Below are 13,116 nucleotides of genomic sequence, written 5' to 3' on the forward strand. Positions count from 1 at the left end.
GGGGCGGTCGGGCCCTGGGTCAGGCCTGGTGCTTCTCGATGAAGCTCACGGCGTCGCCGACGGTCTTGAGGTTCTTGACCTCGTCGTCGGGGATGGTGACGCCGAACTTCTCCTCGCAGGCCACGACGACCTCGACCATCGACAGCGAGTCGACGTCCAGGTCGTCGACGAACGACTTGTCGAGCTGGACGTCCTCGACCGGGATGCCCGCGACCTCGTTGACGATGTCGGCGAGGTCGGTGCGGATCTCTTCGGTGGTGGCCATGCTGGGTTCCTTCCGGGTGGGTGGTGCAGTGAGGTGCAGCCGGGTGCTGCGGGTCGAGCTGTTCGGTGGTGCGCTCAGGGGACGACGACGACCTGTGCCGCGTAGGACAGGCCGGCGCCGAAGGCGACGAGCAGGGCGAGATCGCCCGAGCGTGCCTCTCCGTCGGCGACCATGCGCGCGAGCGCCATGGGGATCGATGCCGCCGACGTGTTCCCCTGCTCGGCGATGTCACGCGCGATCCGCACGTGGGCGGGGAGCTTCATCGCCCGGGCCATCGCGTCGGTGATGCGCATGTTCGCCTGGTGCGGCACGAACACGTCGAGGTCCTCGACGCGGATGCCGGCACGGTCGACCGCCTGCTGCGCGGTCTTCGCCATGGCGAAGGAGGCCCAGCGGAAGACCGCCGCGCCCTGCATCGCCATGAACGGGAACGTGGGGGAGTCGGAGGCGACGACGTCACGCCAGTCCGCCTTCTGGCGGATCAGGTCGTACTGCTCGCCGTCCGACCCCCAGACCACCGGACCGATGGCCGGGGTCTCGGAGGGTCCGACCACGACGGCGCCCGCGCCGTCCGCGAAGATGAACGCGGTGCCGCGGTCGGTCGGGTCGGTCATGTCGCTGAGCCGCTCGACCCCGATGACCAGCACGTGGCGGGCGGAGCCGCCGCGCACCATGTCGGAGGCGAGGGCCACGCCGTGGCAGAAGCCGGCGCAGGCGGCCGAGATGTCGAACGCGGCGGCCTGCTCCGTGCCCAGCTGGTGGGCGATCGCCGTCGCCGCCGACGGCAGGTTGAGCATGTGGCTGACGGTCGCGACGACCACGCAGTCCACCTGGCGCGGGTCGATGTCGGCCGCGGCCAGCGCCTCGCGCGCCGCCTCGACGGACATCATCTCGACGGTCTCGTCGTCGGCCGCCCAGCGGCGCTCCTTGATGCCGGAGCGCTGCTGGATCCACTCGTCGCTCGAGTCGATGGCCTCGACGACCTCGCTGTTGGGGACGACCCGACGCGGCCGGTAGGCGCCGACGCCCATGATCCGCGCGTACGCCGCCCCGGTGCCCGCCCCGAGGGTCACGCCGGCGGCCATCAGGCGGCGCCCGACGGGTGGAGACGCAGCAGGGGCTGGCCCGGGGACACCAGGTCGCCGTCCTCGACGAGCCACTCGACGACGTGGCCACCGTGCAGCGCCTTGACCGGCGTGCGGTCGCGGAGGCTGACGACGGAGCCGATGGTCGCGTCGGGGGAGAGCACCTCGCTGGCGCCCGCCTCCTCGTCGCGCTCGAAGGTGCCCTTCGCCGGTGACACCACCATGCGCCACGTCGGGCTGGTGGTCATGAGCGAGCGCTCGCCGTGCTTGCGCACGAAGTCCCGGGCGTCGTCCAGCTGGTCGGGGGTGTTGAGCGCGAACGTCTCGACGCCCTTCATCGCCCGCTTGGCGATGCCGGTGAGGGTGCCCGCCGGGGGCATCTCCAGCACGCCGGTGACACCCAGGTCGAGCATGGTCTCCATGCAGAGGTCCCAGCGGACCGGGTTGGCGATCTGGGACACGATCCGGCGCAGCACGTCCTTGCCCTCGTGCACGACGCGCCCGTCGCGGTTCGAGATGACGGGGATGCGGGCGTCGTGGGTCGACACGGCCGCGGCGAGACCGCCGAGGTGGTCGACGGCCGGGGCCATGTGGTGCGTGTGGAAGGCGCCGGCGACGCTCAGGGGGCGGAGGCGCGCCCGCGCGGGCGCGTCGTCGGCGAACGCGGCGAGCTGCTCCATCGTGCCGGCGGCCACGACCTGGCCGGGGCCGTTGTCGTTGGCGGGCACCAGCCCGTGCTTCGCGATCGCGGCCAGCACCTCGTCGCGGTCGCCGCCGAGCACGGCGGTCATCCCGGTCGGGGTGACCTTCGCGGCGGCGGCCATGGCGCGGCCGCGCTCGCGGACGAGCACCATCGCCTGCTCGGCGGTGATGGCCCGGGCGCCCGCAGCGGCGGCGAGCTCGCCGACGCTGTGGCCCGCGACGGCGCCGACCCTGTCGAAGCCGTCCGCCGGGTGCGGGAAGAGCTCGAGGGCGGTGACGAGGCCGGCCGCGACGAGGAGCGGCTGGGCGATCTGCGTGTCGCGGATCGTCTCCGCGTCCGCCTCGGTGCCGTAGTGGGCGAGGTCGAGGTCGGCGACGCTCGAGAGGTAGGCGAACCGCGTCGCGAACGTCGAGTCCTCGAGCCAGGGGCGGAGGAAGCCGGGGGTCTGGGCGCCCTGTCCGGGCGCGAGTACGACGAGCACCCCCCTACTGTGCCTTGTGGCGTTCCCACCACTCGCCCGCGCCGCGAACGAAGTTGAGGGCCCTGTCGTTGTGGAGACCCTCCAAAAGCGGGTTACCGCTCGGTCCCGACCGCCGGCTCGTCGTCGAGGGTTCAGGCCGACGTCGGTCCGAGTTCCTCCCGTGCACCCTCGCGCCCACCGTCCCGCGCGCCGTCCCGCACGACCTGCCGGCCCAGGGCCAGGGCGATCTGCAGCGTGAAGCCGTCCCGGGGGTCGGCCGGGGTGCACCCCGTGACCTCGGCGACCTGCGCCAGGCGGTAGCGCACCGTGTTGGGGTGCACGAAGAGCGCCCGCGCGGTGGCCTCGATGGAGGACCGCTGCGCGAAGAAGGTCGTCAGCGTCTCGACGAGCGCCGACCGGTGCTCCGCCAGCGGCCGGTGCACGTGGTCGAGCAGCTGGGCGCCGGCCCCGCGCTCACCGGCGAGCAACCGCTCCGGCAGGAGGTCGAGCGCATGCACCGGCCGGGGCGCGTCGGGCCACGCGACCGCGACCGCGTGTGCGGCGACGGCCTCCCGTGCCGAGACGTGGGCGGCCGCGAGGTCCTCGACCCACGGTCCGACCACGACCGTCCCGTCGTCGAACTGGTCGAGCACCGCCGCGGCGGCGTCCAGCACGCCCGGCTGGGCGCCGTCGTCGTCCGTCCCCGGGCGCCCCTCCCGTCGGACCCCGCCGAGCACCACCACGAGGCGGTGCCCCTGGATCGCGCACAGCACGTCGGAGACGCGGGCGAGGGCACGGCGACGTACTTCTCCCACGAGGTCGGGGGCCGGCCGGCTCGTCGCGACGTCACCCACGACGACGCACACGCCGCGGCCCTGCCCCCAACCCAGCGCGCTGGCGCGCGACAGCACCTCGGCGTCGGCGTCGCCCCGCACGACGCTGTCGACGACGAGCGCCTCGAGGCGGGCGTCCCACGCCCCGCGCAGCTCGGCCGCCCGGGCGTAGACGCGGGCGGTCGCGAAGGCGAGCTCGCGCCCGTAGTGCAGCACCCCGGCGTGGACCGCCGCGCGGTCGACCGGCTCGAGGAGGGGCTCGACGTTGGCCTCGACGACGTCGATCGCGAGTCGCACGAGGTCGACGGTCTGCTGGAGCGTGATGACCCCGGCGAGGGCCCGGGGGGCGGCGCCGAAGACGGTGCCCGCGATGAGGGTGTCGGCGGGCTGGTCCTCACCGCCGTGGCGCCACCACTCGACGAAGCTGCGGATGCCCGCCTGGATCACGAAGCCCACCCACGAGCGGTCCTCCGCGGACAGGTCGCGGAACCACGCGACGTCCGACTCCATCCGCTGCGTCGCGGCGGTGCTCAGGCTGCCGAGGGCCCGCTGCAGCGCGTCGGCCGTGCGGGCCCGGTGCTCGGCGTCGTCCGCCGCCGAGGGGGGCGGGGGCGGAGGGGTGACCACCGTCCGAGGATAGTGGCCGGTCACGGCTGCGTGACGTCTGCGTCACGGCCGCCCGCTCCCGGTGGTGGGCCTGGTTGGATGCCTCTCGTCCGGTCGTCGCGCATGAGGAGGACCCGTGGGCACGATCTCGTCCGCTCCCCCCGAGGTCCGGTACGTCGAGGTGCACGGCCACCGACGGGCCTACGTCGTCGCCGGCGAGGGCCCCGTGCTGCTCCTCCTCCACGGTCTCGGCTGCGACCACACCACGTGGGCCCCGGTGGTGCAGGCCCTCGCCCGGACCCACACGGTCATCGCTCCGGACCTGCTGGGGCACGGTGCCTCGGCCAAGCCGCGCGCCGACTACAGCGTGGGCGGCTACGCCAACGGCATGCGGGACCTGCTGACGGTGCTCGGGGTGGACAAGGTGACCGTGGTCGGCCACAGCTTCGGCGGTGGCGTCGCGATGCAGTTCGCCTACCAGTTCCCCGAGCGCACCGAGCGGCTCGTGCTCGTCGCCAGCGGCGGGCTCGGTCCCGAGGTGACGCCGTTCATCCGGGCCATCACGACGCCCGGGTTCCACCAGGCGGTCGGTGCGCTCATGCTGCCCGGCGTGCGGCACGCCGTGGTCGGGTCCCTCCGCGCGCTCGGGCAGGTGCCGACGAGCCACACGCGCGACCTGGCGGAGATCGCGGAGATCCTCGAGACGTTCCGCGACCCGCGGGCGCGGGCGGCGGTCCGCCACGTGGTGCGCCACGTGGTCGACTGGCACGGCCAGGTCGTGACCATGGCGGACCGCGCCTACCTGACCGAGGCCATGCCGATGCTCGTGGTCTGGGGCACCGAGGACCGCGTGATCCCCGCCTCCCACGCCGCCAACGCGGCCGTGCTCGCCCCGCGGGCCCGCATCGAGCTCGTGCCCGACGCCGGTCACTTCCCCCACAAGAACCACCCCGAGCGGTTCGTCGCGATCCTCGAGGACTTCGTCGCGACGACCCGACCCGCGACGTACAGCCGCGCCCGCTGGCGCCGCTACCTGACCCAGGGGCCGGCCGCGTCGGTGGCGCAGGCCGAGGCCGGCAGCCGTCCCGTGCGGCCGACGCCGCTGCCCCGCGGTCCCCGGGCCGTCACGTCGGGCCGGGGCGCCTGAGCGCCACGCCGGGCCCTCGGGCCCGGGGCCGGGGGCCGCGCCCGGCTGAGGAAAGTGCGCGCGGCGTCCGACCTGGCGGAAGAAAACGCGGACCGGAAGGTCGGGGCCCTCGGGGCGGTTTCTAGTGGTCGGTGCAACACGGCTGTGGGGGTTGTGTTGCGGGATCAAGAAGCGGCGCGTGCGCGGGGTCTGGGGCTGTTGGCGGCCGGGGTCCCGGCGAAGCAGGTGTCCGAGTTGCTGGGGTGGGATCGAGACACGGTGGCTTCATGGGCCACAGTCGCTGGCATGCGACTGCGCAAGGGCCGCCACGGCGGTGTTGTCGGTGCCCATCCACCCCCGCTGGACGGTGACTGGGTCGATGAGCACGGCCGGTTGAGCCAGGCCGGGCGGGCCTTGATCCAGATCCGTCGCAGCGAGGGACGGTGTCCAGCACGGATCGCTGCCGAGCTCGGGGTGCACCGCAGCACGGTGGGACGCGAACTGGCCCGCAACACCCGCCTGGGTCGCTACCACGCTGCTGCAGCGCAGGTGATGACCGAGCAGCGCCGGCCCCGGCCCCGCCCGTCCAAGCTCGCAGTTCGTGCAGACACCGGCGTGGATGCGGGTGTGGATGCGGGTGTGGATGGGGGTGCCGGTGAGGTGCTGCGCGCAGCGGTGCTGGTCCGGTTGAACAACCGGTTCTCACCCGTGCAGGTCAGCCAGGATCTGCGGCGGTGCTATCCGGGGCGCGACGATATGCAGGTGAGCCACGAGACGATCTACCAAGCGCTCTACGTGCAGGGCAAGGGATCGCTGCGTGAGGAGCTGAAGGTCGAGAAAGCGTTGCGCAGCGGCCGCACCAGCCGTCGGCCCCGCTCGGCGCTGCCCCCACGGTCCAACCGGTCCTGGATCGGTGCCGAGGCCCACATCAGCCACCGCCCACCCGAAGCCGCCGACCGCGCCGTACCCGGGCACTGGGAGGGCGACCTCGTCATCGGCGCCGGCGGGCGTTCGGCGTTGATCACCCTGGTCGAACGCTCGACCCGCTACGCCCTGATCCGACGGCTGCCGCTGACCCACGACGCCACCACCGTCGCAGCTGCCCTGGTCACGATGATGACCAACCTGCCCGAGTCGTTGCGCCGCTCGCTGACCTGGGACCAGGGCAGCGAGATGGCCGCGCACACCACCTTCACCCTGGCCACCGGATGCCCCGTCTACTTCGCCGACCCCCACAGCCCCTGGCAACGCGGCACCAACGAGAACACCAACGGACTCGTGCGCGACATCCACCCCAAGGGCACCGACTTCAACCACGTCAGCGACGCCGACATCACCGAGACCGAACGCCTCCTCAACATCCGCCCCCGCCAAACCCTCAACTGGGACACCCCCGCCGATAGGCTCCAACAACTACTCAACGTTGCACCGACCACCTGAAGCCGCCCGGCGTGTCGCGGCCGAGAGTCCGCGTTCTCTTTCCGCCGGGCTGGACCGCGTCCGCGTTTTCCTTTCCGCGGGCCCTCGGGGCACTCGGGCGGCCCAGGAGAAAGCTCTCGCGGTCCGGGGAACATTCGTCCCCGCGCCGTACCCTCCGGCAGGTCGTCGGACGGCGGCACCACCGCGATGACGCCCGTCGTGACCACCTCGGCCGCGGTGGGGGAGACCTCGGCGCCGGTGAGAGCGTTGACCAGCGTGCTCTTGCCGCGCTTGACCTCGCCGACCACGACCACCGACGGCGGGGGCGGGACGGCGCTCACCGGCGTCATGGCGAGGGCGACGTCCTCCGTCATGCCCAGCTTCGTCAGCAGGCCGACGGCCCCGCCGAGCGCCTTCTTCTGGCTCGGCTGCAGGCGCACCCGGATGGGGTACTCACGGGGCTCGGCCCGCGCCACGGGTGCGCTCGGAGGGGTGCTCACGTCGGTGGGATGCACGAGGGGCCGCGGATGTTCCCGGACCGATCGACTTTTTCTCGGTCCGGGCTCCGCGGCCCCTCGTCGGGTGGTGACGCGTCAGGCGTCGCCGCCCTCCTGCTTGACGTCCTTCACGGCCGTCGGGTCGTCCACGCGGTAGGCGTCGAACGCCTTCTGCACGACCGACGGGTCGATCTCGCCGGCCTCGGCCAGCGACTGCAGCGCCGCGACCACGACCGACTGGGCGTCGATGTGGAAGAAGCGCCGCGCCGACGGGCGGGTGTCGGCGAAGCCGAACCCGTCCGCACCGAGCACCCGGTAGTCCTCCGGCACCCAGCGGGCGATCTGGAGGGGCACCGCGGCCATGTAGTCCGACACCGCGATGACCGGGCCGTCGGAGCCGGCGAGCTTGTCGGCCACGTACGCCGTGCGCGGGGTCTCGCTCGGGTGCAGGAGGTTCCACTCCTCGGCGGCGACGCCGTCCCGGGCCAGCTCGTTCCACGAGGTCACCGACCACGTGTCCGCGGCGACGCCCCACTCCTCGGCCAGCAGGCGCTGCGCCTCGGCGATCCACGGGAAGCCGACGCCCGACGCGAGCAGCTGCACGCGCGGGCCCTGGGCCTCCGACGTGGAGACCTTGTGGATGCCCTTGAGGATGCCCTCGACGTCCACGTCCTCCGGCTCGGCCGGCTGCGCCACCGGCTCGTTGTAGACCGTGAGGTAGAAGATGACGTCCTCGCCCTGCGGGTGCTGCTCGGTCGCGCCGTACATGCGCTCGAGGCCGGACCGCATCACGTGCGCCACCTCGTAGGAGAACGCCGGGTCGTAGTGCACGACCGCGGGGTTCGTCGACGCCAGCAGCGGGGAGTGCCCGTCGGCGTGCTGCAGGCCCTCACCGGTCAGCGTCGTGCGTCCGGCGGTCGCACCCACGAGGAAGCCCCGGGAGAGCTGGTCGGCCATGGCCCAGATCGAGTCGCCCGTGCGCTGGAACCCGAACATCGAGTAGAAGATGTAGAACGGGATCATCGTCTCGCCGTGGGTGGCGTACGCCGAGCCCGCGGCCGTCGCCGACGCCATGGCGCCCGCCTCGGAGATGCCCTCGTGGAGCAGCTGCCCCGAGGTCGACTCCTTGTAGGCCAGCAGCATGTTGCGGTCGACCGACTCGTAGGTCTGCCCCATCGGGTTGTAGACCTTGGCGCTCGGGAACATCGAGTCCATGCCGAACGTGCGGTACTCGTCCGGGGCGATCGGCACGATGCGGGCGCCGATCTCCGGGTCGCGCATCCAGTCGCGCAGCAGGCGGACGGCGGCCATGGTCGTGGCGACCTTGTTCTTGCCGGCGCCCTTCTTGAGCTCCGCGTAGACCTTGTCGCCCGGGAGCTTGAGCATGGTCGAGCGGTTGACGCGCTTCGGCAGCGAGCCGCCGAGCTGCTTGCGCCGCTCCATCATGTACTCCATCTCGGGGGACTTCTCGCCCGGGTGGAAGAAGGGCGCGGCGCCCGTCTCCTCGTAGGCGAGGTCGAGGTCCCGGTCCGAGATCGGCAGGTAGAGCCGGTCGCGGAAGCGCTTGACGTCGTCCTTCGTCAGCTTCTTCATCTGGTGCGTGGCGTTCTTGCCCTCGAGGGCGTCGATCGTCCAGCCCTTGATGGTCTGCGCCAGGATCACCGTCGGCTGACCCGTGTGCTTGGTCGCGGCGTCGAAGGCCGAGTAGACCTTGCGGTAGTCGTGACCACCGCGCGGGAGCTTGCGGATCTGCTCGTCCGACATGTGCTCGACCATGGCGCGCAGGCGCGGGTCGCCGCCGAAGAAGCTCTCGCGGATGTAGTCGCCGGACTCGACCGAGTAGGTCTGGAAGGCGCCGTCGGGGGTGCTGTTCATCTTGTTGACGAGCACGCCGTCGACGTCGCGGGCCAGCAGCTGGTCCCACTCACGGCCCCAGACGACCTTGATGACGTTCCAGCCCGCGCCCCGGAAGTTGGACTCGAGCTCCTGGATGATCTTGCCGTTGCCCGTCACCGGGCCGTCGAGCTGCTGCAGGTTGCAGTTGATGACCCAGGTGAGGTTGTCGAGCTCCTCGCGGGCCGCGACCCGGATGGCGCCGAGCGACTCGGGCTCGGCCATCTCGCCGTCGCCGAGGAAGGCCCACACGTGCTGCTGCGAGGTGTCCTTGATGCCGCGGTTCTGCAGGTAGCGGTTGAAGCGCGCCTGGTAGATCGACCCGATGGCCGTGAGACCCATCGACACGGTCGGGAACTCCCAGAACCCGGGCATGAGCCGGGGGTGGGGGTACGACGAGAGACCCTGCCCGACACCGTGCTGCACCTCCTGGCGGAAGCGGTACAGCTGCTCCTCGGAGAGACGGCCCTCGAGGAACGCGCGGGCGTAGACACCGGGGGAGGCGTGGCCCTGGATGTAGACCTGGTCGCCGCCGCCGGGGGCGTCCTTGCCGCGGAAGAAGTGGTTGAAGCCGACCTCGTAGAGGCTGGCGGAGGACTGGTAGGTCGCGATGTGGCCGCCGACCTCCAGGCCCTTGCGGTTCGCGCTCGACACCATCATCGCGGCGTTCCACCGGATGTAGGCCCGGATGCGGCGCTCGATCTCCTCGTCGCCGGGGAACCACGGTTCGCGCTCGGGCGGGATCGTGTTGATGTAGTCCGTGGAGCGCAGGGCCGGCACGCCGACCTGCTTCTCCCGGGCCCGCTCGAGGAGTCTCAGCATCAGGTAGCGGGCGCGGTCGCGCCCACGGTCCTCGATCAGGGAGTCGAAGGAGTCGAGCCACTCGTGCGTCTCGTCGGGGTCGATGTCGGGCAACTGGGTCGGCAGGCCCTCATGGATCACGGACGGTGAAGTGGGACGCGACTGGCTGGGTCGGGGTGTCGGGTCAGCGGTCACGTCGGCCATCGTCGCACGTGGCGCAGCCACAAGAAATCTACCCGTGGGTACGTGGGCGCGCTCGCGCGCGGACGCGGGCGGCGCGCGTCGTAGCGGGAGGCTCGGCGGCAACTCGCGCCGCCCGTTGGGGACGAATGGGTTGCGCGGGCTGCGGAAACCGGCTGGACTACGGGGCACGCCGCGTGCAGGCGCGCGGCGACAGGCAGGACCGACAGGTCGAGACAGCAGGGAAGTGGAGGGTCGAGTGAGCGCGACGTCGGGTGGAGGTTCCACCCAGACCGCCGGAGCCGCGGGCAACGTGGCGAGCCGGCTGGGACTGACGGTCGGCACGGTCGTCCAGGAGCTCGGGTGGGACGAGGACACCGATGACGAGCTGCGGCAGGCGATCGAGGACGCGATCGACGGCGACATGGTCGACGGCGACGACGGAACGGTCGTGGACGCCGTCGTGCTGTGGTGGCGCGCCGACGACGGCGACCTCACCGACGGGCTCGTGGACTCCCTCGCCGATCTCGCCGCGGGCGGCGTGATCTGGCTCCTGACCCCGAAGGTCGGCCGGCCGGGGTCCGTCGAGCCCGCCGACATCGCCGAGGCGGCGGACACGGCGGGGCTCTCCCAGACCACCACCGCGGCCGTGAGCCGCGAGTGGAGCGCCGTGCGCCTCGAGGCGCCCAAGCAGGCCTGACGCCACGCCCGGTGTCGCCGCGGTCACGCGTGCGTGTTCTGTAACTCAGAGTGACACTTTCTGTTCACATCTGGGGAACGTCTCGCTACTGTGACGCGCAGGCGATCGGAAGGAGCGCGGCGTGGGCGCAGTGCGGACGAAGGTGGCAGATGCGGGCACGAGCCTGCGGGTCCTGGCCGGGGCCGGGATAGTCCGGCCGTACTCCCCGCGGGTCCTCGCCGGGATGCTCGGCACCCTGCGGTCGTGGGGGACCAGCCCCGCCGGGGGGTTCCGCACGGCCGCGCTCCGTTGGCCCGACGAGGTCGGTGTCGTCGACGAGCGCGGCGAGCTCACCTGGGGCCAGCTGCACCGCCGCACGAACGCCCTCGCCGCCTCGCTGCGGCAGGAGGGCGTGCGGGCCGGTGACGGCGTGGCCGTCATGTGTCGCAACCACCGCGGTTTCATCGAGGCGTCCGTCGCGGCCAGCAAGCTCGGTGCGGACGTCCTCTACCTCAACACCGCCTTCGCCGGGCCGCAGCTGGTCGACGTGCTCGAGCGCGAGGCGCCGCGGATCGTCGTGCACGACGAGGAGTTCACCGAGATGCTCGCCGCGGCGGACGTCGAGCACCGGGTGCTGGCCTGGGTCGACGACGAGCCTGCCGGGACCGCCGGCGACACGGCCGGCCGGTCGGACGGCGTGCGCACGCTCGAGGAGCTCATCGCCCGGGGTGACGAGGCCGAGCTCGAGCCGCCGGAGCGCGAGGGCCGCACGATCATCCTCACCTCGGGCACGACCGGCACGCCCAAGGGCGCGCCGCGGCCACAAGGGGGCGTCCCGGCCGCGGTCTCCCTGCTGTCGCGGATGCCGCTGCGCTCCCGGTGGCGGTGCTTCGTGGCGGCGCCGCTCTTCCACACCTGGGGCTTCGCCCACTACCAGCTCGCCATGCTGCTCGGCACGACGTTGGTGCTGCGTCGACGGTTCGACCCGGAGGAGGCGCTCGTGGTGCTCGCGGAGGAGCGCTGCGACTCGTTCGTGGTCATCCCCGTCATGCTCCAGCGGATCCTCGCGCTCCCGTCGAGCGTGCTGGACGCGCACCGGCTGCCCCGCCTGACCGTCGTGGCGTCCTCGGGGTCGGCCCTGCCGGGCGACCTCGCGCTCACCTGGATGGACCGCTTCGGCGACAACCTCTACAGCACCTACGGCTCGACCGAGGTCGCCTGGGCGAGCATCGCCGATCCCCAGGACCTCCGCGAGGCGCCGTCGTCGGCGGGCCGTCTGCCGCACGCCACCGTCGTCAAGATCCTCGACGAGACGGGCGCGGAGGTGCCGCCGGGCGAGCCGGGCCGCATCTTCGTCGGCAACGACCTGCAGATCGAGGGCTACACGGGCGGAGGGGCGAAGGAGGTCGTCGACGGGCTGATGTCGTCGGGCGACGTCGGGCGCTTCGGTCCCGACGGTCGGCTCTACGTCGAGGGCCGCGACGACGAGATGATCGTCTCCGGCGGCGAGAACGTCTTCCCGAAGGAGGTCGAGGACTGCCTCGCCCGCCACGAGGCCGTCGCCGAGGTGGCGGCCATCGGGGTGGAGGACGACGACTTCGGCAAGCGGCTGCGCGCCTTCGTGGTGCTCGTCGACGGCGCCGACGCCGACGAGGAGTCGTTGAAGGGCTGGGTCAAGCAGAACCTCGCGCGCTACAAGGTGCCGCGCGAGATCGTGCTGCTCGACGAGCTGCCGCGGAACGCGACCGGCAAGGTGCTGAAGCGCGAGCTCGACGCCGACTGAGCGGGCGGTCCCGCACGGCGCTGGGTGCGGGCGTCCGGGGGCGGTCGATCCCGACGCGGAGCGGTGGGAGGATGGGTGCCATGTTCCCGATGAGTGACGACGCGCGCGCGACGACGCCGTGCGGCGGTGCGGGCGGTGCGTGCGACGACGTCTCGGCTCTCCCGGTCGGCGCCCCGGCGCCGGACTTCGCGCTGCGCGACCAGTTCGGCCAGACGGTGCGGCTCTCCGACTTCCGTGACCGCAAGGCGGTGGCGGTGCTGTTCATCCCGTTCGCGTTCTCCGGCGTGTGCACCGGCGAGCTCGGAGCCGTGCAGGCCCGCCTCGCCTCGTTCCTCACCTTCGACACGGAGGTCGTGGTCGTCTCCTGCGACCCGGTCTACTCCTTGCGTGCGTTCGCCGAGCGGGACGGCCTGGACATGACGCTCCTCTCGGACTTCTGGCCGCACGGGGCGGTCTCCGCGGCGTACGGGGTGTTCGACGCCTCCCGGGGCGCCCCGCGCCGGTCGTCCTTCGTGGTCGACCCCCGGGGCACCATCAGCTGGGCCGTGCACAACGACCTCCGCCAGGGACGCGACCTCGACGCCCACCTCGCGGCCCTGCAGCAGGCGGTCGGCGAGCCGGTCTGACGGGCCGGGCCGATCCGTTCGACAGGTCTGGACCAGCAGACCCCCACGTGTCGCATCGTGAGACGAAGGGTGGCCCCGACGTGAATTCGTTGCCCGCGCGATGCATGATCGTCATGTCGCGCCGCCGGAGACCCGAGACTCCGGCGGCGCGACTCTTGCA

At 72.4% G+C, this 13,116-nt stretch carries 10 protein-coding genes and 1 pseudogene; 5 read left to right on the top strand and 6 right to left on the bottom strand.

Features of this window, described 5'->3' with window-relative positions:
• Positions 1-19: 19 nt before the first annotated feature.
• The 4 genes from QE405_RS03935 to QE405_RS03950 form a co-directional block, all read right to left on the bottom strand.
• Positions 20-265, bottom strand: a complete 246-nt coding sequence (locus QE405_RS03935) for an acyl carrier protein (RefSeq protein WP_307198909.1) — start codon at positions 263-265, stop codon at positions 20-22.
• A gap of 74 nt (positions 266-339) precedes the next feature.
• On the bottom strand, positions 340-1,350 hold the full coding sequence (locus QE405_RS03940; protein ID WP_307198910.1) for a beta-ketoacyl-ACP synthase III: 1,011 nt from the start codon (positions 1,348-1,350) through the stop codon (positions 340-342).
• On the bottom strand, positions 1,350-2,534 hold the full coding sequence (locus tag QE405_RS03945; RefSeq protein ID WP_307198911.1) for an acyltransferase domain-containing protein: 1,185 nt from the start codon (positions 2,532-2,534) through the stop codon (positions 1,350-1,352). The genes QE405_RS03940 and QE405_RS03945 overlap by 1 nt, the downstream gene beginning before the upstream one ends.
• Before the next feature lie 131 nt (positions 2,535-2,665).
• Positions 2,666-3,973, bottom strand: a complete 1,308-nt coding sequence (locus QE405_RS03950; protein ID WP_307198912.1) for a PucR family transcriptional regulator — start codon at positions 3,971-3,973, stop codon at positions 2,666-2,668.
• A 115-nt stretch (positions 3,974-4,088) separates the two neighbouring features.
• Between QE405_RS03950 and QE405_RS03955 the strand changes: the two genes are divergently transcribed.
• Together QE405_RS03955 and QE405_RS03960 are read left to right on the top strand one after the other, a co-directional pair.
• Positions 4,089-5,099, top strand: coding sequence for an alpha/beta fold hydrolase (locus QE405_RS03955; RefSeq protein WP_307198913.1), 1,011 nt, complete (start codon positions 4,089-4,091; stop codon positions 5,097-5,099).
• A 285-nt stretch (positions 5,100-5,384) separates the two neighbouring features.
• Positions 5,385-6,518: an IS30 family transposase gene (locus QE405_RS03960; protein WP_307198779.1), complete on the top strand. Its 1,134-nt coding sequence runs from the start codon at positions 5,385-5,387 to the stop codon at positions 6,516-6,518.
• A 191-nt stretch (positions 6,519-6,709) separates the two neighbouring features.
• Here the strand turns inward: QE405_RS03960 and QE405_RS20880 are convergent.
• A pseudogene (locus QE405_RS20880) lies at positions 6,710-6,871 on the bottom strand (dynamin family protein); the annotation flags it as partial.
• A gap of 219 nt (positions 6,872-7,090) precedes the next feature.
• Entirely contained in the window at positions 7,091-9,892 is a 2,802-nt protein-coding gene (gene aceE, locus QE405_RS03965; RefSeq protein ID WP_307198914.1) for a pyruvate dehydrogenase (acetyl-transferring), homodimeric type, read from the bottom strand.
• A gap of 235 nt (positions 9,893-10,127) precedes the next feature.
• Here aceE and QE405_RS03970 point away from each other — a divergent pair, with 235 nt between their 5' ends.
• The 3 genes from QE405_RS03970 (at position 10,128) to QE405_RS03980 (ending at position 12,956) form a co-directional block, all read left to right on the top strand.
• Positions 10,128-10,568 carry a DUF3052 domain-containing protein gene (locus QE405_RS03970; protein WP_307198915.1) on the top strand — a complete coding sequence of 147 codons (441 nt, stop codon included), beginning with the start codon at positions 10,128-10,130 and terminating at the stop codon, positions 10,566-10,568.
• Between the two features lie 121 nt (positions 10,569-10,689).
• Entirely contained in the window at positions 10,690-12,330 is a 1,641-nt protein-coding gene (locus QE405_RS03975) for an AMP-binding protein (RefSeq protein ID WP_307198916.1), read from the top strand.
• A gap of 80 nt (positions 12,331-12,410) precedes the next feature.
• On the top strand, positions 12,411-12,956 hold the full coding sequence (locus QE405_RS03980; RefSeq protein WP_307198917.1) for a peroxiredoxin: 546 nt from the start codon (positions 12,411-12,413) through the stop codon (positions 12,954-12,956).
• Positions 12,957-13,116 lie beyond the last annotated feature (160 nt).

The organism is Nocardioides zeae, from assembly GCF_030818655.1.
Classification (GTDB): Bacteria; Actinomycetota; Actinomycetes; order Propionibacteriales; family Nocardioidaceae; genus Nocardioides; species Nocardioides zeae_A.